This window comes from Thiovibrio sp. JS02, from assembly GCF_053485635.1.
Genome location: NZ_CM130715.1, coordinates 3,388,382 through 3,410,086 on the forward strand (window position 1 = coordinate 3,388,382; position 21,705 = coordinate 3,410,086).

At 61.5% G+C, this 21,705-nt stretch carries 20 protein-coding genes and 1 pseudogene; 11 read left to right on the plus strand and 10 right to left on the minus strand.

Annotation, left to right across the window (positions count from 1 at the left end):
• Positions 1-8 precede the first annotated feature (8 nt).
• The 3 genes from ACUUL3_RS15555 to ACUUL3_RS15565 all read left to right on the plus strand — a co-directional run bounded on the left by ACUUL3_RS15555 (position 9) and on the right by ACUUL3_RS15565 (position 2,275).
• Positions 9-359, plus strand: a complete 351-nt coding sequence (locus ACUUL3_RS15555; protein ID WP_448552883.1) for a PilZ domain-containing protein — start codon at positions 9-11, stop codon at positions 357-359.
• A 36-nt stretch (positions 360-395) separates the two neighbouring features.
• A complete protein-coding gene (gene yedF / locus ACUUL3_RS15560) occupies positions 396-1,010 on the plus strand; it encodes a sulfurtransferase-like selenium metabolism protein YedF (RefSeq protein ID WP_448552885.1) in 615 nt (204 codons plus the stop codon).
• Positions 1,011-1,120: 110 nt separating this feature from the next.
• Positions 1,121-2,275 (plus strand): aminotransferase class V-fold PLP-dependent enzyme, encoded by a 1,155-nt coding sequence (locus ACUUL3_RS15565; RefSeq protein WP_448552887.1) that lies wholly within the window; start codon positions 1,121-1,123, stop codon positions 2,273-2,275.
• Positions 2,276-2,342: 67 nt separating this feature from the next.
• Here the strand turns inward: ACUUL3_RS15565 and ACUUL3_RS15570 are convergent, their stop codons facing one another.
• From ACUUL3_RS15570 to ACUUL3_RS15580, 3 genes are all read right to left on the minus strand, one after another.
• Entirely contained in the window at positions 2,343-2,546 is a 204-nt protein-coding gene (locus tag ACUUL3_RS15570; protein ID WP_448552889.1) for a hypothetical protein, read from the minus strand.
• Positions 2,547-2,690: 144 nt separating this feature from the next.
• Positions 2,691-3,863 carry a hypothetical protein gene (locus ACUUL3_RS15575; protein WP_448552891.1) on the minus strand — a complete coding sequence of 391 codons (1,173 nt, stop codon included), beginning with the start codon at positions 3,861-3,863 and terminating at the stop codon, positions 2,691-2,693.
• 21 nt (positions 3,864-3,884) lie between these two features.
• Positions 3,885-5,048, minus strand: coding sequence for a hypothetical protein (locus ACUUL3_RS15580; protein WP_448552893.1), 1,164 nt, complete (start codon positions 5,046-5,048; stop codon positions 3,885-3,887).
• A gap of 263 nt (positions 5,049-5,311) precedes the next feature.
• On the opposite strand from ACUUL3_RS15580, the gene ACUUL3_RS15585 reads away from it, so the two are divergent.
• Positions 5,312-5,749, plus strand: a complete 438-nt coding sequence (locus ACUUL3_RS15585) for a rhodanese-like domain-containing protein (RefSeq protein WP_448552895.1) — start codon at positions 5,312-5,314, stop codon at positions 5,747-5,749.
• Between the two features lie 58 nt (positions 5,750-5,807).
• Here ACUUL3_RS15585 and ACUUL3_RS15590 read toward each other — a convergent pair whose 3' ends face one another.
• The gene (locus ACUUL3_RS15590) at positions 5,808-6,221 is read right to left on the minus strand and encodes a hypothetical protein (protein ID WP_448552897.1); all 414 of its coding nucleotides are present in this window, start codon (positions 6,219-6,221) and stop codon (positions 5,808-5,810) included.
• Between the two features lie 186 nt (positions 6,222-6,407).
• Between ACUUL3_RS15590 and ACUUL3_RS15595 the strand changes: the two genes are divergently transcribed.
• From ACUUL3_RS15595 to ACUUL3_RS15610, 4 genes are all read left to right on the plus strand, one after another.
• Positions 6,408-6,665 (plus strand): glutaredoxin family protein, encoded by a 258-nt coding sequence (locus tag ACUUL3_RS15595; protein WP_448552899.1) that lies wholly within the window; start codon positions 6,408-6,410, stop codon positions 6,663-6,665.
• A gap of 3 nt (positions 6,666-6,668) precedes the next feature.
• Positions 6,669-7,010, plus strand: coding sequence for a ferredoxin-thioredoxin reductase catalytic domain-containing protein (locus ACUUL3_RS15600; RefSeq protein ID WP_448552900.1), 342 nt, complete (start codon positions 6,669-6,671; stop codon positions 7,008-7,010).
• 20 nt (positions 7,011-7,030) lie between these two features.
• Entirely contained in the window at positions 7,031-7,270 is a 240-nt protein-coding gene (locus tag ACUUL3_RS15605; RefSeq protein ID WP_448552902.1) for a hypothetical protein, read from the plus strand.
• A gap of 176 nt (positions 7,271-7,446) precedes the next feature.
• A complete protein-coding gene (locus tag ACUUL3_RS15610) occupies positions 7,447-9,258 on the plus strand; it encodes a methyl-accepting chemotaxis protein (protein ID WP_448552904.1) in 1,812 nt (603 codons plus the stop codon).
• A gap of 24 nt (positions 9,259-9,282) precedes the next feature.
• On the opposite strand, the gene ACUUL3_RS15615 is transcribed toward ACUUL3_RS15610, so the two are convergent.
• From ACUUL3_RS15615 to ACUUL3_RS15630, 4 genes are read right to left on the minus strand one after another with little or no spacing between them, the layout of a single operon-like run.
• Positions 9,283-10,680, minus strand: coding sequence for a glycosyltransferase family 2 protein (locus tag ACUUL3_RS15615; protein ID WP_448552906.1), 1,398 nt, complete (start codon positions 10,678-10,680; stop codon positions 9,283-9,285).
• Positions 10,677-11,750, minus strand: coding sequence for a HEAT repeat domain-containing protein (locus ACUUL3_RS15620; protein ID WP_448552908.1), 1,074 nt, complete (start codon positions 11,748-11,750; stop codon positions 10,677-10,679). The genes ACUUL3_RS15615 and ACUUL3_RS15620 overlap by 4 nt, the downstream gene beginning before the upstream one ends.
• Positions 11,728-12,957: a YaiO family outer membrane beta-barrel protein gene (locus ACUUL3_RS15625; protein ID WP_448552910.1), complete on the minus strand. Its 1,230-nt coding sequence runs from the start codon at positions 12,955-12,957 to the stop codon at positions 11,728-11,730. The genes ACUUL3_RS15620 and ACUUL3_RS15625 overlap by 23 nt, the downstream gene beginning before the upstream one ends.
• Positions 12,954-13,337, minus strand: coding sequence for a response regulator transcription factor (locus ACUUL3_RS15630; RefSeq protein ID WP_448552912.1), 384 nt, complete (start codon positions 13,335-13,337; stop codon positions 12,954-12,956). Before ACUUL3_RS15630 ends, ACUUL3_RS15625 begins: the two co-directional genes overlap by 4 nt.
• A 342-nt stretch (positions 13,338-13,679) precedes the next feature.
• On the opposite strand from ACUUL3_RS15630, the pseudogene ACUUL3_RS15635 reads away from it, so the two are divergent.
• The 3 genes and pseudogenes from ACUUL3_RS15635 to ACUUL3_RS15645 form a co-directional block, all read left to right on the plus strand.
• Positions 13,680-13,817, plus strand: a pseudogene (locus tag ACUUL3_RS15635) (hypothetical protein); the annotation flags it as partial.
• A 137-nt stretch (positions 13,818-13,954) separates the two neighbouring features.
• Complete coding sequence (pyk, locus tag ACUUL3_RS15640) at positions 13,955-15,355, plus strand: pyruvate kinase (RefSeq protein ID WP_448552914.1); 1,401 nt, start codon at positions 13,955-13,957, stop codon at positions 15,353-15,355.
• 53 nt (positions 15,356-15,408) lie between these two features.
• Complete coding sequence (locus ACUUL3_RS15645) at positions 15,409-16,080, plus strand: hypothetical protein (RefSeq protein WP_448552916.1); 672 nt, start codon at positions 15,409-15,411, stop codon at positions 16,078-16,080.
• A 68-nt stretch (positions 16,081-16,148) separates the two neighbouring features.
• Here the strand turns inward: ACUUL3_RS15645 and ACUUL3_RS15650 are convergent, their stop codons facing one another.
• Positions 16,149-18,752: a PAS domain-containing hybrid sensor histidine kinase/response regulator gene (locus tag ACUUL3_RS15650; protein WP_448552918.1), complete on the minus strand. Its 2,604-nt coding sequence runs from the start codon at positions 18,750-18,752 to the stop codon at positions 16,149-16,151.
• A 233-nt stretch (positions 18,753-18,985) separates the two neighbouring features.
• Positions 18,986-21,517 (minus strand): bifunctional aconitate hydratase 2/2-methylisocitrate dehydratase, encoded by a 2,532-nt coding sequence (gene acnB / locus ACUUL3_RS15655; protein ID WP_448552920.1) that lies wholly within the window; start codon positions 21,515-21,517, stop codon positions 18,986-18,988.
• Between the last annotated feature and the right edge of the window lie 188 nt (positions 21,518-21,705).

The window sequence follows — 21,705 nt, forward strand, 5'->3', positions numbered from 1 at the left end:
AGGATCTCATGGCGGAAGATGATGCACGGTCCTTGAAAAGAAGGCATCTTGTCTATTATCTCGAAGTGTATGACGACGAGGCCAACCAGCTCCTGGGCCACCTCGTCGATATCACCACCGGCGGGCTCAAGCTGGTGAGCAAGCAGCGCATTCCCACCAACCGCGTCTACCGCCTGCGCATGATGCTGCCCGAAGGCTATTTTGCCCAGAAAGACCTTTATTTCGAAGCAAAGAGCATGTGGAGCAGCAATGATATCAACCCGGATTTTTATGATACCGGTTTTTCCGCGCCCACCATTGACTCCGACACCAAGGAGGTTGTCCGTTCCCTGGTGCGTCGGCTCAGCTTTAACGATTGACATGAATGCCCCGGCCAAGTTTTTAGAGAAAATGCCATGCGTACCGTGATCGATTGCCGGGGGATGGTCTGCCCCCAGCCCGTGATCAAGACCAAGGAAGTCCTCGATGAGCTCGCCCATGGCACGGTGGAGGTCATTGTCGACAACGATGCCTCGAAAAGCAATGTGGCCCGTTTCGGCAAAAGCCAGGGCTGCGAGGTGGAGATCCGTTCTTCGGGCAAAACCCATCACGTGACCATCAACAAGGGCAAGGGGGCCGAGCCGGCCACGGATGCCCAGCCGGTGGAAGCATACACCTGCGAGGTGGCGGGGCACGGCAACATCTATGTCATTCCCGCCGACACCATGGGCCGCGGCAACGACCCGCTGGGCAACGTGCTGATGCGGGCCTTCATCAAGACCATCAAGAGCATCGCGCCGCTGCCGCGAAAAATATTTTTCTACAATACCGGGGTAAAAATCACGGCCACGGAATCGGACCTCATTGAGCCGTTGCGGGAGCTTGCCGAACGGGGGGTGAAAATTTACTCCTGCGGCACCTGCCTGGATTTTTTTAATCTTTCGGAAAACCTGCTGGTGGGCGAGGTTACCAACATGTTTGACATCATGGACTCCATGCGCAACGCGGACAAGGTGATCAGTCCCTATTAGCCAACAGGGCGGCGGGTGGCGAGTGACGAGGGCGGAAGATACACAATCTGGTCCGACCGTCATCAAGCCGTTTCTCTTGTCGTCCGCATCCCTTGCCGTGATCGTCCCCCATGCAGAGCGATAACAGGATCTATCTCGACAACGCCGCCACCTCCTTCCCCAAGCCGCCTGAGGTGGAGGCGGCCATGTCCCGGCTGCTCAAGGAAATCTCTCTCAGCCCCGGCCGGTCCGCGCACGCCTTTTCCCTTGCCGCCAGCCGGGTGATTTTCGAGGCCAGGGAGGCGGTGGCCGAATTTTTCGGCTGTTCGGATTCAAGCAGGGCGGTGTTCACCAGCAATGTCACCGAATCCCTCAACGTCGGTCTCTTCGGCCTGCTCAATTCCGGGGATCATGTGCTGACTTCCGGCCTGGAGCACAATTCGGTGATGCGGCCCCTGCGCCATCTTGAAAAAAAGCGGGGGGTCGCCGTCGAGATCCTGCCCGCCACGGCCAGCGGCGAAATCGACCCCGATGGTATTCCGGCCCGGCTCAGAAAAAACACCCGCCTCATCGTCGTCAACCATGCCTCCAACGTCACCGGCGCCCTGGCGGATCTCGCCGCCATCGGCAGCCGCAAAGGCGGCGCGCTCTTCATGGTGGACGCGGCCCAGTCCGCCGGCGTTTTCCCCATTGATGTCGAGGCCATGGCCATTGATTTTCTCGCCTTTACCGGCCACAAGGCCCTGTTCGGCCCCACCGGCACCGGCGGATTCGTCTTTGCAAAAGGGTTGCCGCTGTCGCCGTTGATGATGGGCGGCACCGGCAGCAATTCCGAGGAAGAGCAGCAGCCGCTGCTCGCCCCGGACTGCTATGAGCCGGGCACTCCCAACACCTTGGGGATCGCCGGTTTGGCGGCAGGGCTTGCCTTTATCAACAAGACAGGGATGGAAACCATCCGGAGGCATGAGGAAAAGCTTACCCGCCTCCTGCTCGCGGGGTTGGCCCGGATTCCGACCCTCACCGTTTACGGGCCGCCGGCCGGCCCCGGCCGCGGGTCGGTGGTCTCCCTGCGCATGCGGGGCAAGAGCGTTGCGGAACTGGCCTTCCTTCTTGACCGCCGCTACGGGATCATGGTCAGGGCCGGTCTGCACTGCGCGCCGGCCGCCCATCGCAGCATCGGCACCTTCCCCGAGGGGACCTTGCGCCTTTCGCCGGGTTTTTTCAACAGCGAAGGCGATATCAAGGCCGTGCTCGCCGCCCTGCTCAGCATCAGCGCCGGTCCGTGAGCCGGGCAGAAAAAAAGGCGGACGCGAAAGCCGCATCCGCCAGAAATTCGTGTGCCCGCCCGGAAAACTACTCTTCCTCGCGGTAGACATCCTTGTACTTGAGTGGCTTTTTCTTTTTTTCCGGCAGGAAGAGGAGGGCAAGGCCGAACACGGCCATGACGCTGCCCGCGAAAAAGACGGTGACCAGATAGATCCCCTGCCGTTCCCAGCCCCATTTCATGCAGTAAAGACCGAGAGCGATATTGGCGAGGGCGAAGAGTTTTTTGAGCATTGCTCTCCTTTTTTTCGGCTTCTTTGTTTCCTTCCCAAAAAAGTATAGCAGCGACAGCCAGTTCTGGCCAGAGCCAAAAAAAACAGGCGGCCAATCCTTGCGGATCAGTCGCCTGTTCATTGCGAAAATTGGGGGCGCCATTGCTTACAGGCTTCTTGCCGCGATGATGGTGATCGCCAGGTTCTGGGCCGCCAGGATCGAGGCCTGGGTGGTGGCCACGTTGGCGCTCTGCAGCTGTTGGCTGACGAGGATCTGCTCCGCTTCCATGCCGATGTTGTCGGCCATGCGCAGGATCTGGTCGCCCATCTCCAGGATGCGGTTGGCCATGACCCCGATGTCGGCGGAAAGCTGGAGCAGGCTGGCCAGCGAGGCGGAGAGGGTGGTGCTGGAGGTGAGATTTTTCAGGCCGTCGATGGCGATGACATAGCCGTCCACCGCGGTGGCCAGGGAGGTGAGCATGAGGGAGAGATTGGCCAGGCTGGTCAGGGTGGTGGCGTTGATGTACATGGTGCTGGTCGCCGACTGCTGGGCAATGGTGGCGTAGGCGGTGGTCACCTGGCCGAGAAAGGCGTGTACATCGGTGGCAACCGCGGCCAGCTCGGTTTTCATGGTCAAGGGATTCAAAATCACGGCCGCCATCCGCGCGGCAAGCAACTGCCCCTCCACCGTCAGCGTGTCCAGGCTCAGGTTGTAGCTGCCGGTTTCCACCAGGGAAACCACGGCGAGCATGTTGGTCTGGGTCTGCAGAATGGATTGCTGGGTAAGGAGCACGTTCTGGTTCTGGATCTCCTGGGTGAGCAGAATCCGATCCGCCATGAGGCCGATGTTGTCGCTCATCACCAGGATCTTGTCGGCCATCTCGCCGATCCGGTCGGCCATGGCGCCGATATCGTCGGCAAGCTGCAGCATGGCCACGATGCCGTCCTTGATGGTCAGTGCCTGGGCGGTCTGGGACAGGTACTGGAGGTCGGTGGCGAGGCGCAGCCCCTCATTGGCAAGACTCAGGTTGAGGAAGGTGAGCTGGGCAAGGGCGGAAAGCACATCGGCATCCACCTGCAGAGGGGCGGCAAGGCTCTGGTCCACCAGGGCGATGCTGCCGACCAGATTGCGGGCGGCCTGGTTTGCCTGCACCAGGGGGCCGCACACCGAGTCGGCGGCAAGGGTGATTCCCTTGAGTTGGCCATCGAGGGCCTCGGCCTCGATCACCAGGGTGTTCATGTCGTCAAGCAGGGCTGCCCGGGCCTGCGCAGGCTGAAGCCAGATCCCGAGCAAAAGGATCAGGGCCGTGATAACGCTGTTGCGGGTAATGGAAGTCATGGCTGTTCTCCTCGGGGTTTCTTATTGGCCCAGGTAGTTCTCGATAACGGTGATGGTGACGTTCTGCGCGGTGAGCAGCGAGTTTTCCGTGAGTTCGATGTTGCTCTGCTGCAGTTCCTGGGTGGCCACGATATTGTCGGCCATCAGGCCGATATTGTCCGCCATGACGATGATCTTGTCGGTCATCTCCATGACCCGGCCGGCCATCAGACCGATGTCGGCGCTGAGGCGCAGCATGCTGGCGGTGGCATCGGCAAGAACCGGAGTTTCGGTGAGCGGCGCGAGCTGGTTGATGGCGTGGGCATAGGTTTCCAGGGAAAAGGCCAGGGCCTGGTGGATGGCGGAAAGGTCGCCCAGAAGGGTGAGGGTGTCGCCGTTGAGGTAATGGCTGGCGCTCCCGGCGTTCACGCTCATCCAGGCATGGAGATCCACGGTGGTGGTGAGAAGGGTGCCGGTCATGGTCTCCAGCCGGGCCAGCTCCGAGGCCATGTTGCTGGCGGTCAGGGTGAGGGTGCCCATTTCGTAGCCCAGCAGGTCGGCGCTGTTTGCCACCTGGCCCAGGGTAAGGTTGTAGGTAATGGTGGAAAGGCTGTCGCTGAGGCTCACCATGTTCTGCTGAGTGGCAAGGAGCGAGGCCTGGGTCAGGGCAATGTTGCTGTTCTGCAGTTGCTGGCTGACGAGGATGCGGTCGGCCATGGCGCCGATGTTATCGGCCATGACCAGGATGCGGTCCGCCATTTCCAGGATGCGGTTCGCCATTTTGCCGATGTCGTCGGAGAGGCGGAGCATGGCGCTCAGGGCTGAACGGTACTCAAAGAGTTCCGCCAGATTCTCGATGCCCGTCAGCTCCCAGGAAAGGCGCACCGAGTCGGCGGCCATGTCCTTGGCAAGCCCGGCAAGGGCGTCGAGGGAGGTCAGATCGGTGCTGGTGACAATCAGGGGGGCTTCCAGTTGGCCGGTCACCGCGTCGAGGAAAGCCAGGAAATCCTCAAGGGAGGTGTTGAGGGCGCCCAGTTGCGTGCAGGTGCTCCCTTCGCCGACGCTGATTGCCGCAAGCTCGCCGCGCAGGACGGTTCCCTGGGCCAGCAGATTTTGCAGGTCCGTGCTCAGGTCGGCCCTGGCCGGCAGGGCGGAAAAGGTGAGGGTGAGGGCAAGCGCGAGGCCGGCCAGAAATTTGTGCGTCATCGTCTTCTCCGTCCTGGAATGTGGGCCTGCCGAAATAACAGTATATAATAAAATTATTAAACACTTAATAGCCTGGGGAGAAGTTCCGGTCAAGGGTTTTTTGAAATAGCGCAATTGCAATGAGATGGTAAGGTGGCGGCCGAGGGGGCTGCCAAAAACAGGAGCTTGCCAAGGGGCTCCGGTGGAGGTAGAGTGCCCTATTAAAGGAGCGTCAGCCGGTTAAGGTCCGGCCGTGATGAAGAGAGAAAAAAAGAGGGTTTCAGATGAAAAAATTTATGCCGCTTTTTGCAGCCTTGGCTCTGCTGCTGACCATTGTTTCCTGCGGGGACGGAGGCTCGGCCGAAAACAGGCAGACAGCCGTAACCGGCCAGCAGCAGGGGCCGATCTTCCGTTCGCTGGGTCCCAGGGAGGCCAGGGAGCTCATGGAAACCCGCAAGGACCTGCTGCTCATCGATGTCCGTTCCCCTGAGGAGTTGTGGGAGGGCGTGATCCCCGGCTCGCAACTGGTGCCCTTCGGCGAGATCGCCCGCGGGAGAATGACCCTGCCCACGGGCAGGCCGCTGCTTTTGATCTGCGCGGTGGGCGGTCGCAGCTATGCGGTGGGTCAGTATTTTTACCGTAAGGGATATCCGGAGATCTACAATCTGCAGGGCGGAATCAGCGCCTGGAAGGCTGCCGGCCTTCCCTTGCAGCGGAACTGATTGTTCGCCAGCAGCAAGAGGGGGCGGCGGCAGCTCCCCCATGCGGATCGGACCGGCATCAGGTCGCCCCCGCATTCCGGCAGGCTTCCGTAAGCCTTGCCTCCACATAGGAGAGAGAGGCACCATCATACCCCTCCAGGTCGAAGCAGCGGGCATTTTCCCCCAGGAGGCCGCCGGGCACGACGTCGCCCCGTTCCTCCGGATCGCTGATCAGTTCGTCGTAAAAACAGACCGAGAGCCAGCGCGGATCGGCCTCAATCACGTCCACCATGGCGAACATGGCCCTGTTTTCCCGAGTGGCGTGGCTGGCGCGCAGGGAGTAGGTGAGCCCCGGCCGGGCCTGGAAGTCGATGGTTATTCCGGGCTGCGCGGCAAGATGCCCGACAAGCCTTACGAAGCTGGCCTTGCTGCCTGCGGCCATTTCCTGCCAGGCCGCCATAAAATCCTCAAGCTGTTTTCGTGCTTCACCCATGCGGATCCTCTTCTGTGGTCAGTCCTGCCTAACATGAACAGCGCCGGTAAAATTTCAGGCAACTCTATACCATGGCGGAAAATTTTTTCACAGGCGGAAGTGCGGCAAGGCTAATGGTTGACAACCCTCCAGCGCATGCTCTCTAATAGCGGTAAGAACAATTCCGTCCGTCGACAAGGAGTGGCCATGTCCAGCGACAAAGCAGTCCGGCTCTACACCCTGAGCACCTGCCTCCACTGCAAAAAGGCCAAGAGAATGCTTGATGCCCGCGCCGTTCGCTACACCGCCACCGACGTGGACCTGCTTGCCGGCCCGGAAAGGGAAAAAGCCCTGGCCGAGGTGGAGAAAGTCAATCCGCGCTCTTCCTTCCCCACCATCATCGTTGGCCCAACAGTCATCGTCGGCTTCCGGGAAGACGAGATCCTGAAGGCCTTGGGAGGGTAAGGCATGGATCGGGAAACGCTTTACGAAACCTTACGGAACAGCCAGGAGGAAAAGGGGTATTTCTTTGGCCAGGACAAGGAAAGCACCCTTGAGCTGCTGGACGGGCTCCTGATCAACAGGAAGCGTTACGGCTACATGTCCTGCCCCTGCCGGCTTGCCTCGGGGAACCGGGAAAAGGACCAGGACATCATCTGCCCCTGCGCGTACCGGGAGCCGGATGTCAGGGAGTATGGCAGCTGTTACTGCAATCTTTATGTTTCCAAGGAGTGGCGGGAGGGGAAGCTGGTGCAGCAGTATGTGCCGGAGCGGCGGGAAAAAAATGTTTCGCAGCCTCCGGGAAGATAACCCCGGAAAGGAGGGACGGCATGGAAAGGACACTGGTCTCTGAAAAGGAACTGCTCTCGTATCTGAACAAGGAGCTGCAACGGGCCGGCCAGCTTGAGGAGTGCCGCTTCGACGCCATAGTGCGCATGAGGATAGATGATCGAAGCGGCTGCAATTGGGCTTCCGCCACTGTCTGTTGCGGGCAGGCGACCGGGAATGTCTGCCCGCCGGCTGCCGAGCGCATCGTCAACGAGGCAAAGAAGAGATTCAATCTGAAATAGGGACTGCCTCCGGAAAATGCGCGGAAATTTTCCGGGCTTGACTTATATCAATTCTTTTTTTGAATAAATTAAGTCAGTTATTTAGGTGACGGCATGGCCGCCATCTCGTGCGGTTGCGCTCTTTTCCCTCTGCGGGCGCAAAACCGCTTCCCCCTCACCAGCCGGAGGTTTCGCGCATGTCCTTCCTCAAGCGGTTTTCCATTAAAAGTCAGATGCGGATTCTCGTCTCGGTCCCGGTTTTTTTTCTTGTCGGCATCCTTATCAGCAATGGGGTGGAGCGCTATGGAACGTTGAAGGAGGCGACGGCCCTTCAGGAGCTTGCCGCCATCGCCGGCATGATCACCGAACTCGCCCATGAAGCGCAGAAAGAGAGAGGGATGACCGCGGGGTTTCTGGGCAGCCAGGGCAATAAATTCGCTGACAGACTGCCGGCCCAGCGCAAGGAGACGGACCAGCGCCGGGCCGTTCTCAAGGAGTATCTCGCGGACTCCACCGCGGACAAAGGGGATGCCGGCTTTGCTTCGGCCTTGCAAAAGGCCTTGCTCGGGCTGGACGAATTGGCGCCGCTTCGGGAAAAGGTGGACAGTCAGAGCATTGGCGGCCCTGAGGCCGTTGCCGTTTACAGCGGGGCCATCGAGAAGGCGCTGGCCGTCATTCCCCAGATCGCCCGGATCAGCACCGATGCCGGCCTCATGAAATCCCTGGTCGCCTATTATAATTTCGTGGAGGCCAAGGAGCGGATGGGGATCGAGCGGGCGGTGCTGAGCAACACCTTTGCCAAAGACGCCTTTGCTCCGGGAATGCGGCGGAAGTTCGTGCAGCTTCTTTCCGAACAGGCTTCGCTCTTGAACAATTTTTTCATCTTTGCGGATCCCGCGCTCCTCGGCTTGTACGAGGAGAAAATGCAGGGGGCCGCAGCGCTTGCGGTGGCGGACATTGAGAAATCCGTGCTGGCGAAACTGAAAGAGGATGTCGAGAGCGGCTTCGGGGTCGAAGCCGAGCGCTGGTTCAACACCATGACCGGGAAGATCGACCTGATGAAGGAAGTGGAAAGCAGGGTGGCCAGCGCGCTTGCGGCGCAGGCTGAGATCATCATCGCCGCTTCGAGAAACTCGCTTCTCTTTACCACCGCGACAGGCTTGGCGATCATTGCCTTCAGCCTCTTGCTGGCGACTCTGCTTTCCGCCCGGATCAGTTCCGCCCTGGAAGGAATCAGCGCGGACCTGGACAACGGGGCCCTGGAGGTGAATTCCGCCGCGGGCCAGGTTGCCTCGGCCAGCCAGGCCGTGGCGGACGGCGCCAGCAATCAGGCGGCGGCCATCGAGGAAACGTCCGCCTCCATGGAAGAGGTTTCCAGCATGACCCGGCAGAATGCCGACAATGTCAGCCAGGCGGATTCCCTTGTCAAGGAGGCGCGACAGACCATTGAAAACGCCAACGAGTCCATGGCGCAGCTCACCCGCTCCATGGCCGAAATACGCCAGGCCAGTGAGGAAACCTCAAAAATCATCAAGACCATTGACGAAATCGCCTTCCAGACCAATCTGCTGGCCTTGAACGCGGCGGTGGAGGCGGCGCGGGCCGGGGAGGCCGGCGCGGGTTTTGCCGTGGTCGCCGATGAGGTGCGGAACCTTGCCATGCGGGCCTCGGAGGCGGCAAGAAACACGGCCGGACTCATCGAGGGAACGGTGGAGAAGGTGCAGGCCGGCTCCAGGCTGGTGAACGCCACCAATGATTCCTTTCAGGCAGCCGCAGAAGGCACGGCGAAAATCGCCTCTCTCATGGACGAGATCGCCGTGGCCTCACGGGAACAGGCCACCGGCATCGGCCAGGTCAACCTGGGGATCAGCGCGCTGGACACGGTGACCCAGCAGAACGCGGCCACCGCCGAGGAGGCGGCCAGCGCCGCGGAGGAGCTGAGCGGCCAGGCCGGGCAGATGCATGAAACGGTACGGATGCTGAGGGCCGTGGTGCAGGGCGGCCAGTGAGGCGGCCGGCCCCGGAGAACCGCGTTAGCCCAGGGTGCGGCGGCGCATGCGCCCCCAGCCGGACTTGGTCCTGAAAAGGCTCTGCAACAGACCGTAGAGCCGAAAGAGGGTGATGAGCTGCCGGTAGCCGAGATTTTCCAGCACGGCGACGAAGAGCAGGACCAGCACCTGGCGGCCCTTCGGATAGATGTGAAAGGAGCGTTCCTCAAGCAGCAGGGAGCTGGTGGAAAGCAGAACCCCTATGCCGACGGCCACCAGGAGAAAGGCGATCATCGCCTCCTGGTCGAGCACGCCCATGCTGTAGGCCCAGAGCATGAACAGGTAGCCGGCGAATTCGAAAAGCGGGCCCCACCACTCGAAGAAGGCCATGAACGGGAAGGCGACCCAGCCCGGGAATCCGCCCCTGCGGCTGAAAAGCAGAGGCCAGTTCATGGTGAGGCTTTCCCCCAACCCGCGCTGCCAGCGGATCCGTTGATTTTTCAGGGTGGCGAGATCCTCGGGCGCGGAGGTCCAGCAGACCGGGTCGGGCACGAAGGTGATCCGGTAGGGCCGTCTCTCCCTGCGCAGGGTCCGGTGCAGTCGCACCACCAGTTCCATATCCTCCCCCACCGTGTCGTGGCGGTAGCCGCCGGCCCGGACCACGGTTTCCTTGTGGAACAGACCGAAGGCGCCGGAGATGATCAGCAGCGCATTGAGCGGCACCCAGCCGAGGCGGCCGAAGAGGAAGGCGCGGAGGTATTCGACGATCTGGAAGAGGGCGAGCGGATTCCTGGGCAGGCCGGTCCGCTGCAGAACGCCGCCCTTGATCTCGCAGCCGTTGGCGAGCCGGACCGTGCCCCCGCAGGCCACGGTGCGCGGATCCTCCAGAAAGGAGCGCACCAGAAGCCGGAGGCTTTCCGGATGCAGCATGGAGTCGGCATCCACTCCGCAGAAGAGCGGATAGCGGGCCGCATTGATGCCGGCGTTCAACGAGTCGGCCTTGCCGCCGTTTTCCTTGTCGATGACCCGCAGGTTGGGAAAGTGGCGCGAGCGGTAAATGGCGCGTACCGGTTGCGTTGTCAGGCGGACCCGGTACGCTTCCGGGATCTCTTCGAGCAGGAAGGCCGTCTTGAGAACCTGGAGGGTGTCATCCCCTGAGCCGTCGTTGATGACGATGATTTCGAATTCCGAATAGTGCAGCTGCAGGAGGGAGCGCACCGAATCCTCAATGGTGAGCGCCTCGTTGAAGGCCGGCACCAGGAGGCTGATGGGCAGTCCCAGGTCGCTGTATGCCTGGGGCCGGCTGGTGATGTCGCTGGCTTCCATGTAGTCGCTGAGCCGGAAGGAGGCCAGGAAATTCAAGAGCAGGTAGCCTGAGTTCAGAAAAAAGAAGTAGATGAAGAAAAACCACTCGGCACAGAGGATGATCTGCTGCCCGCTCATCGGACACTCCTCCCCTCTTCCGCCATGGTTTGCGCCAGCATGCTCCTGGCGAACAGATCCTCCAGGTTGTCATGGATCAGCCGCAACTCCTCCCGGTTCATGCCGGGCATTCTGATCAGGGCCTGGGCGGCCCGGTAGCGCACCCACCACTGTTCGTCGGAAAGCCCCTGCAGCAGAAGGGGAAGATCCTGGCGCTGGCCGATGCGGCCCAGGGCGGCCATGGCCTGCATGCGGATGTGCCAGCGTTCGTGGCCGATATAGTGGCGAACCAGATCGAGCTCATGGCTGCATTCAATGTGTTTGAGCAGGCGTGAGGTCAGCCGGTCCGATCGGCTGCGCTCAAGAAGGATGCGGAGGATGCGGTTTTTTTCCTCATTGTACATCTGCGCCACATAGGGCAGGAGCTTGACGGCCTGGGAATCGCTGCTGGTTTGCAGGGTATCGAAGAGGTGGCTGGTCAGCAGTTCCGGAACGAGAACGCTGCGGAGCAGCAGTGCCACTCTGGTCTCCGGCCAGTCTTCCCTGGTTGTCAGCTCGGCAAAGACCAGGGGCAGGGCGCGGTCCTGGTCAATTTCCAGCAGTGAACGGGCCGCCAGGATGGAGAGCAGGGTGTTTTCGTGGCGCAGCATTTTTTCAAGGGTTGGCCAGCTGAGGCGGTCCCGCAAATGGCCGAGAAAAACGACGGCTGCCAGGCGGTGCCTGATTCCGCGTTTCTGAAGAAGCCTGTGCGCGTACTCCTGCATCTTCAAACGGCGCGCCAAGGCATTCAACCGGAACTTGCCCGGGCCGGAATGGGTTTCCTGAAAGCCGAGCCAGTAGTGGATGAAGAGGAGGAAGTCCCTTGGCTTGAGAGGGGGCAGGACAGCGTTTTTGCAGGGGGTCTGCAGGGAGATTTCCGTGAAGATCGGCAGCCAGATTTCCCTGAACCGCGCCTGATGGCGCTGGCCAAGCTGCAGCTTGATGCGCAGCGAGATGATGCGCAGAACCATGAGCAGGGTGACAAGGCCGACAAAAATAACGCTCACATAGGCGTGAGCGACCATTGTCTCAGAACTGAAGGCGGATCCCAAGGGCTCCTCCCCAGCGGGTGTAACGGTCCCCCTGTTCGTGGCGCCAGAGCTCGTAACTGAGTGCCCATCTGTTTTCGGCAAACCAGTGGCGGCCGACCAGCCCCAGGCTGAGCACGCTGCTGCTTACCAGCTGGGTGGGTCCTGGCTCTCCGGAGTTTTCCGTTTCCTGGCCTGCCGCCGCATAGAGGGCAAAGCGGTTGCGTTCCCCGTAAAATCTGGTCCACTGCAGGCGGTGGGTATAGGTTTCGGCGGCATCCTCGGCCTTGCCGACATAGAGGGTGTAGTCGAGGCGCTGGTCCGCGAAATAGCGGCCCAGGCTCGCGCTGTACAGATTGCTGTAAGTCGCGTTGTACTCCGAGTGGCGGGCGGCAAGGGTCGCGTCCCACTTTTCGGGAAGTTTCCGGGTGAGACCGGCAAGGAGGGAATACTTGGGAAGAATTTCGTGGTCGGGGCTGCCGCTCAGTTCGAGCTGACAGTCGTAAAGGCTGCCCAGGGGCTGGTAAGTGCCGAGGACCAGTTCTTCGTCACCCAGGGAAAAGCGGTCGGTGAGACGGGTTTTGGCATAGAGAACCCGGCGGGGGGCCGGAAGCCATTCGCCTTCCAGATAGAGGCTTTTCCATTCGTCATAGCCATTGCTGAGGTGTTCGTAGGTGAAGCCGGCCTCCGCCTCTTTTCTGGGGACAAAGTCGTTGCCGGCGGCAAGAACGTTCTGCTGCCGACTGCGCAGATCCGCCAGCGCTTCGGCGGAAAAGCGCTGTTCCGCCTCGGTAAGCAGGGCTTCTGCCCGGTCGGAGTCAGCCTCGCTCCCCCGGGCCAGGAGAATCTGGATTTTGAGCCGCCGGAATTCGAGAGAATCCGGCGCCACGGCCAGCCCTTGCTCCGCCGTGGCGAGGGCGGCCCCGTGCTCGCCGCTCCAGAAAAGGGTCTGGGCCTGACCCAGCAGATAATCGCCATTGGCCGGTTCCTGGTCGAGGAGTCGCCGGTAGATGGCCAGTGCTTCCTGGTGTTGGCCCTGCCAGGCCAGAAGGCGGGCGAGGAGGAAATTGAGATCCGCATCCCGGGGAGCGTTCCGCAATTGGTTGCGCACCATGGCTTCGGCAGCGGGAAAATCCTTTTCTTCCACGGCTTGCCACGGATTTTCATAGGCCCGGGCCGGAGCGGGCAGTAAGGCGAGCAGAAAGAGGCCGGCAAGAAGGAAGCGCATCATGACGGTTGCTTGAGGAGACGCCGGAGGCGGGCGGCCAGCTCCATGGGCCGCAACGGCTTGATGATATAATCGTCCGCCCCGAGGTCCAGGGCGCGGACCACATCCCTTTCCTGGGATTTGGCGCTGAGCATGATGATCGGCACCTTCCGCCAGGCCGGCATGGTCCGCATCTCGGCAAGCAACTCGAAGCCATCCACGTACGGCAGGAGAATGTCGAGGATCACCGCATCCGGCACCACGCCGCCCGTGAGAAACTCCCTTGCGGCCCGGCCATCCTCGGCAACCAGGGGTTCATGCCCTTCCCGCCTGAGCATGAAGCTGAGCATGCCGACAATGACGGGAGAATCTTCTACGATCAGGATCTTGAATTTTTCAGCCATACGCTCCTGGCGGTCATGGTGGCGGGGTGCAGAAAAGTGCCGCTTATCATACACAGACCGGCAGTTCATGGCAAGAGCGGCATGGGGTTGCCGAGAGCAATTGCCCGGAGCACCCCTGTTTACCGGCGACTTCTTGTCTGGGCGCGGAAATTTGTTGAAACCGTTTGACAACGGGGAGGGTTCTGGCAAAGTAATGGAGCATGAAAAATGAGGCGGCTCAGCGAGGATCGAAGACCGGAAGCAAGAAGGGGCGGCCGCTTAGGCGGCTGGCCACCAATTTTCCCGGCGGGGCGCACCGGCCGCCAGCCCTGTTTCGTGAATTTTTCAAAAGGAGATATGGCCATGGCGGCCAGTAAATCCCTGGTGGCGGGAATGCACCTGCCCTTTCCCGGCATCGGCCATGTCCGGGCGGAGGGCAAGGGAGGTTACCGCTGGGTGCCCGTGGAATTCGGGCCGCTGGCCGCGGAGGCGAGGCAATAACCCCTATCGGCGCGCAGCCTCGCTTTTCGCGGGCAGGCCGCCGCCAGGCGCAACTTCTTTGCTTTGTCTCCTCGATGCGCGCTATACTGTGTTTTTCGGAGAAACCCCACCCACCCCTGGACGAGATTTGACAAGGCATGCGAAACACTAAAATCATCTGCACCATCGGCCCGGGCACCGCCTCTTTCGACATGCTGAAGCAGCTTGCGGAAAACGGCATGAATGTGGCGCGTCTCAATCTGTCGCACGGTTCCCATGACTGGCACCGGACGGTGATCCAGCACATCAAGAGGCTCAACAAGAAGATGGGCTGCGCGGTGGCCATTCTCCTGGACACCAAAGGCCCTGAGGTGCGAACCGGCGACGTGAGTCGCGACATCATCCTGAAAAAAGGCGACCCTCTGATCCTCACCGTCCGTCGACAGGCGGAGCTTGAGGCCAATACGGTGGAGGTGAGCTACGACGGCTTTGTCAACGATGTGGAAGTGGGAGACACGGTGTTGATCGACGGCGGCATGATCAGTCTGCAGGTCCGCCGGATCGCGGGCAAGGATATTCACTGTGCGTGTCTTGACGACGCCATTCTCACCTCCAGACGCCACGTCAATATCCGCGGCAAGAGCGCGGACCTGCCTTCGATCACCGAAAAGGACTGGCAGGATATCAGGTTCGGCATCGAAAACGGCGTCGATTTCTTCGCCCTCTCCTTTGTGAGGACCGCCGAGGCCATCACCGAGTTGCGGAAATACCTCCAGGCCGAGAACGCCTCCATCGATATCCTGGCCAAGATAGAAAGCGCGGAAGCCGTGCCCCATCTCGACGAAATCATCGCCAGGGCGGAAGGGATCATGATCGCCCGCGGTGACCTGGGGGCGGAGCTGCCCTTTGAGGAAGTGCCGTTGCTGCAGGAAGAGATTGTCCGCAAGTGCCGGGCGGCGGGGAAGCCGGTGGTGGTGGCCACCCATATGCTGGAGTCGATGATCGTCAATCCCACCCCCACCAGGGCGGAGGTCACGGACATCACCCAGGCGGTGCTGCAAGGAGCGGATGCCACCATGCTTTCCGGCGAGACCGCCACCGGCAGGCATCCCCTCAAGGCCCTTGCGGCCATGGATACCGTGGCGCGGAGAATTGAACGGAAGCTGGGGCTCGACACCACGGTGCGGGTGGCGGCCTCTGAAAATCCCAAGTATGAGATTGCCCGCAGCGCCGCGATTTTGAACAACAATCTGCATGCCGGCGCCATCCTGGTCTTTACCCGGCGGGGGCTGATGGCGATGCTGTTGTCCAGGTGCCGCCCCAGCGCGCCGATTTACGCGTTCACCAACACCACCCATGTCCGGCGGCGACTGGGCATTTTCTGGGGGGTGCATCCCTTCTTGATCAAGCTGTCCAAGGATCCCGAGGTTTCCATCAAGCGCGCCATTGACAAATTGCTGCGCAGGCAACTGCTCAAGGTGGGGAGCCGGGTGATCGTGGTTTCGGATATCCTGGTGGATGGGATGTTCGTGGAGACGGTGCAGGTGCGGGTTATCTGAGCGTGCCCGTTTGTTTTCGGGCCTGGCCTGGCTTTCCGCCGGGAAAAAGGAGAATGATGGCCTTGAGGGAAAAGAGCGGCTCCGGCCTCCTGCCCGCGGAATTCGGCCTCGCCATGCCCATGCCCCCGGAAGAGGGCTTCGTCAAAGGTGTTTACGCCGCCGTGGACGAGGCGACCGCCGGCGAGCTGGCGCGGCTGCGCAGGGAGGAGGGCGTTGTTCCTCCCTGCGGATCGGGCTGTTGCCACTGTTGCCGGTATCATATCCTGACCAACATTGCCGAGGCCCATACCCTGGCGCAACACCTCAAGCGGGAATGGTCAGCGGCCCAGCTCGACGGGCTGCGGCTGCGGACGCAACAATGGCATGCCTGGGATAATTCCAGGCCGGGCAGGCCGGCGGTCAGGAGCATGGGGCGGACGGAGCTCGCCGGCTACGAACATTGCTGCCCCCTGCTGGTAAATGGCGCATGCGGGGCCTATCCGGTGAGGCCGGTGGTCTGCCGGGCGCATTTCGTCTCTTCGCATCCCGACCTCTGCTCGGCGGCAAACGATCCGGCTGCGGCCGTTCCGACGGTGCTCGCCTCGGTGGCAATGGCGGCAATGCCTTCTGCCGGGGCGATCAGGGGGCATCTTGCCGACAGAGGTTGGGAGTCGTCGCGGACAATGATGCTTTTGCCGCAGTGGCTGGCCATTGAGATGGGGTGGGATTTCGCCATCCCTTTGTAGGCCAACGTAGCTGCCGCGGCCCGGCCCCATGTTCTTCAGGGGTGCGAAATCGGCTCGCGGGAAGCCTCTCAGTGCGCGGTCTCGTCCAGGAGGCGTCGCACGGTTTTCGTCCAGAGCACCCTGTCGATGGGCTTGAGGAGAAACGCCCTGATGCCGAGCTCCTTTGCCTGCTCTTCCGAGATCATGGAGCTGTAGCCGGTGCAGAGAATGACGGGCATTTCGGGCCTGATGCGCAGCACGGCTTTCGCCAGTTCGGCTCCGGTCAGGTCCGGCATGGTCTGGTCGGTAACCAGCAGATCGTACTCGGCCGGAGCTTTCTGGAAAAGATCCAGGGCGTTCAGGCTGCTGGTGGTGGCGGTCACCCGGTAGCCGAGATGCTCCAGCATGGATTTCTGCATGCCGGCGAGCATGTTCTCATCATCAACGACCAGAATGTGCTCGTTGCCGCCGGGAAGGAGCTGTTCCGGTGTTTTGTCCTGCTCCGGGCCGGGAGTCGCCGTTTCCAGCGCCGGGAAATAGACCCGGAAGAGCGTGCCCGCCCCCACGGTGCTGTCGACCTTGATCATGCCCCCGAAGTTTTTGACAATCCCGTGCACCAGGGCAAGGCCCATGCCCGTGCCCCGGCCCGGCTCCTTGGTGGTGAAATAGGGCTCGAAAATGCGCTGCATGGTGGCCGGGGCCATTCCGCGGCCGGTGTCAGCCACCATGAGTTCCACATAGGGGCCGGGCGCGAGGGCCGGCTCTCCCTTCAGGTCGGCCGGGCCCAGTTCCCGGCGGCTCAGCTTCACGCTCAACACCCCCTGCTCGTTTTCCATGGCGTGCAGGGCATTGGTGCAGAGGTTCACCAGCACCTGCTGCACTCTGGTCGGGTCGGCAAGAATCTTGCCGCTTTCAGGATCGATATCCTCCTTGATCTGGATGGTGGAGGGCAGCGAGGCGCGCAGCAGCTTCAGGGATTCCTTGACGATAAGATAGGGCGCCAGGGGTTCGAGGCTTTCTCCGCCCTTCCGGCTGAAGGTGAGAATCTGTTTCACCAGCTCGGCTGCCCGGTGTGCGCCGTTCAGCACGGCATCGAGATCGGCGGCCGCCTGGTTTTTGTCGTTTTCGATATCCATTCTGGCCAGCTCCGCATAGCCGATCATGGCGGAGAGGATGTTGTTGAAATCATGGGCGATGCCGCCGGCCAGGGTGCCGATGGCCTCCATCTTTCTGGCCTGGAACAGGTCTTCTTCAAGTTTCAATTTTTCCGAGATGTCCTTGGCAAAGTGCACGAGGTATTCCGGCCGCCCGTCCTTGTCCAGCACCGCCGCCGTCGAGACCTGAAAAGTCCTGCCGAGCTTCTCGTGGGTGATCGTCTGGGAATGGTTCCGCAGGTCGGCCAGGGTTTCGAGTTCCGGACAGCCCGGGCATGGTTCGGAAGTGCCGGCGAACACCTCATGGCAGTATCGGCCCACCAGTTCCCCGGCCGGGATGCCGAGCAGTCTGGCGGCTGCCTTGTTGGCCCGGATGATCCGCATGTCCATATCCTGGATGGTGAGAATATCCTCAATGGCGTTGAACGATTTTTCCCATTGTTCCTTGCTTTTCAACAGCTCCTTTTCCACCTGACGCCGGGCGGAGATGTCATGAAAAACCATGACAATGCCCATCATGTTGCCCTGATCGTCGATGATGGGGGCGCCGCTGTCGGCAATGGGATACTCGTGGCCGTCCCTGGAGAGAAGCAGGGTGTGATTGGCCAGGCCGACAATGTATTTCTTCTTGATGACCTGTCGGACCGGATGTTCGGCGGGTTGTCGGGTGGTTTCGTTGATGATGTGAAAGACCTTTTCGATATCCTCGCCCTGCGCCTCCTCCTGAGGCCAGCCGGTAAGGTGTTCGGCGATGGGGTTCAGATAGGTCACCTTGCCGCGGGTGTCCGTCACGATCAGCCCGTCGCCCAGGCTCCGCATGGTCGTCTTCAGCCAGCGTTCGCTGTTCCTGATGGTCTGGTGGGCTTTACGCAGGGCGATGAAACTCGCGGCCCGCCGTTTTTCCAGCCGGTAAAAAACCATCCCGCTGAGAAAAAACAGGGCCAGGCAGGCGGACAATAAAATTGTTCTGGTCGAGCGGAAACGGCTCAGATCGCCCTTGATCGATTGCTGCAGAGAGGCTTCAACCAGGTCGGCCTGATTGATGAATTCGGCGAAAAGGGCATCATAGCGCTGGTCGATTTCAGTCCCGATGCCGGAGGTTTCCATGGCCTTCCAGCGTTCCGTCGTGGCCTCCCGGAAGCGCGCTATCCGGTCGCGGATCGTTTTGATGTTCTCCCGCAGCTGGGCGTCGTCCATGGCGAGCAAAGGCCCTCCCGGTCCGGATTCGTCTTCGAGCATTGCCTCGGCATGGCGGTCGGCGGCGTCGAGATGGCCCAGCACGCTTTCAAAGCTTTCATGCCGGTCGCCGCTGATAACCTCCTCGAACCAGAGATGGGCCGTGGTGGCCTCAAGGCGGATTTCCATGGCGGCGTCGACAAGGGGGGCGTAGTGGCCGGTCATCCGCAGGCCGAGCTGAAATGCGTAGTTGATGGAAAAAAAGAGAAAGACGATGAGTCCGGCCATCAGGCCGTAGGCCCACCAGGGAGCTTGGTAGTTTTCCGGAGAAAAGCCCTGGCTGGGCGATTCGGTTGGACTCATGGCGGCACCTGACTGCAAGGAGGGGACAACAAATCAAAAAAACATTGTTGACACGTTGCCATTGTACGTCAGGCGGGAATCTTTTTCCAGAAAACTTCCGAGCGGGCGTTGCCGGCATGGCGGCGCCGCAGAGAACTTCCGGTCCGGAGCGGGGCCGGGGCGCACAAAAAAATGGGAAGACCTTGAGCCTCCCCATTTTTTTGCCGCAGTCACGGGCCCAAAATGCAATGAGGTCACCAGCCCTGTTTTTCGTAGCCAGGGATTTTGTCGAAGCTTAAATAGCGGTAGATCTCGGCCGCCTTCGGCGCCACCCGTTCGGCCATGATGGCGCTGTATTCGGCCGGGGTGGGCAGTCGGCCCAGCCTGGCCGAGATGGCCGCCAGCTCGGCCGAGCCGAGGTAAACCCTGGCGCCGTTGCCCATGCGGTTGTCGAAATTGCGGGTGGAGGTGGAGAATACCGTGACGTTGTCGCGGGTTCTGGCCTGGTTGCCCATGCAGAGCGAACAGCCGGGAATCTCGGTGCGGGCGCCGGCCTTGCCGAGGATGCTGTAAAGGCCTTCGTCCTTGAGCTGCGTTTCATCCATGCGGGTGGGGGGTGCCACCCAGAGACGGCCGGCCACCTGGGACGCTCCTTCGAGGATTCTGGCCGCAGCCCGGAAATGCCCGATGTTGGTCATGCAGGAGCCGATGAACACTTCGTCGATCTTGGTGCCGGCCACTTCGGAAAGGGGCCGCACGTCGTCCGGGTCGTTGGGGCAGCAGAGCAGAGGTTCCTTGATCTCGTTCAGGTCGATCTCGATCACGGCTTTGTAGTCGGCATCCGTATCCGGCGCCAGGAGTTGCGGATCGGCCAGCCAGGCCTCCATGGCGGCGATGCGTTTTTCGATGGCGGTTGCATCCTGATAGCCGCGGATGAGCATGTTCTTGAGCAGGACGACGTTCGAGCGCAGGAACTCGATAACCGGCTCCTTGTCCAACCGCACGGTGCAGGCGGCGGCAGAGCGTTCCGCCGAGGCGTCGGCCAGCTCGAAGGCCTGCTCCACGTTCAGGTCCAGCCCCTCGATTTCGAGGACGGTGCCGGCATAGACGTTTTTCTTGCCTTTTTTCTCCACGGTGAGCAAGCCCTGGCGCAGGGCTGCATAGGGAATGGCATTGACCAGATCTCGGTAGGTGATGCCGGGCTGCATCGTGCCCGTGAAACGGACCAGGACCGATTCTGGCATCACCAGCGGCATGGAGCCGGTGGCGGCGGCAAAGGCCACCAGGCCGGAGCCGGCCGGAAAGGAGATGCCGATGGGAAAGCGGGTGTGACTGTCGCCGCCGGTGCCCACCGTGTCGGGCAGGACCAGATGGTTGAGCCAGGAGTGGATGACGCCGTCGCCGGGGCGCAGGGCCAGGCCGCCGCGCTCGCTGAAAAAACCGGGCAGGGTTTTGTGGGTGAGCACGTCCACCGGCTTGGGGTAGGCCGCGGTGTGGCAGAAGGACTGCATGACCAGATCGGCGGAAAACTTCAGGCAGGCCAGTTCCTTGATCTCGTCGCGGGTCATGGGGCCGGTGGTGTCCTGGGAACCGACGGTGGTCATTCTGGGTTCGCAGTAGGTGCCGGGCCGTACCCCGGGAAGACCGCAGGCCCTGCCGACGATCTTCTGGGCCAGGGTGTAGCCGCGGCCCGTGTCCCTGGGCACTTCGGGTTCGCGGAAAAGAGTGGAGGGCGGAAGGCCCAGGGCCTCGCGGGCCTTGGCCGTAAGCCCCCGGCCGATGATGAGATTGACGCGGCCGCCGGCCCGGACCTCGTCGGGCAGGGTGGAGGGGGCAAGATTGAAGGTGGTGAGCAGTCTGCCCTCCCGGCTGATGGTGGACTCCCTGGTGTTGATCGTGATCACGTCGCCGGTCTCAAGGGCCGAGACATCGCACTGGATGGGCAGCATGCCGGAGTCTTCGGCGGTATTGAAATAGATGGGCGCGATGGTGGAGCCGATCACCACGCCGCCGGTCCGCTTGGCGGGCACATAAGGGATATCCCGGCCGATATGCCAGAGCATGGAGTTGACCCCGGACTTGCGGGAGGAGCCGGTGCCGACCACGTCGCCCACATAGGCGACCGGAAACCCCTTTTTCTTAAGCTCCTCGATCACCGCCAGCGAGCCGGGCAGCCGGTTCATCAGCATGGATTGGGCGTGCAGGGGGATGTCGGGACGGCTCCAGGCCTCGGAGGCAGGCGAAAGGTCGTCGGTGTTGGTTTCGCCCGGCACCTTGAATACGGTGACGGTGAGCGATTCCGGCATGGGCTCGCGGCCGGTGAACCAGGTGGCCTCGGCCCAGTTCGCGAGGACCTGTCTGGCGTGGGGATTGGTTGCAGCCTTGGCCACCACATCCTTGAAGGAATCATAGACCAGCAGGGTCTTGGAAAGCGCGGCAACCGCTTCCGCGGCCAGGTCGGCGTCATCAAGCAGGGTGATGAGCGGGACCACGTTGTAGCCGCCCATCATGGTGCCCAGCAGCCTCACCGCCGCTTTTTTGTCCAGCAGGGGCGAGGTGGCCTTCCCTTGCGCCAGGGTGGCAAGGAACTCGGCTTTGACCCTGGAGGCGTCGTCCACCCCGGGCGGCACCTGATTGGTGATGAGATCGACCAGGGTTTTCTCTTCGCCTGCCGGCGGGCTCTTGAGCAGTTCCACCAGAGCGGCGGTCTGCGCGGCGGAAAGAGGCAGGGGCGGCAGCCCCTTGGCTGCGCGGTCGGCAACATGGGTATTGTAGGCGGCAAGCATCTGAAATCCTCCGTGGCTATGACAAGCGGGCAGGGCCCTGCAAATTTTTCCTGAAACAGTCTCCTAACCTTGCCGGCCGCCACCTGTCAAGCAGAACCTCTTGCAAAAAAACAGAACGCTGCCCGGCAAAAAAAGGGCGGCGCCGCCATCAGGCAGCGCCGCCGCATCATTTTCCGGCAGGGGAAAAC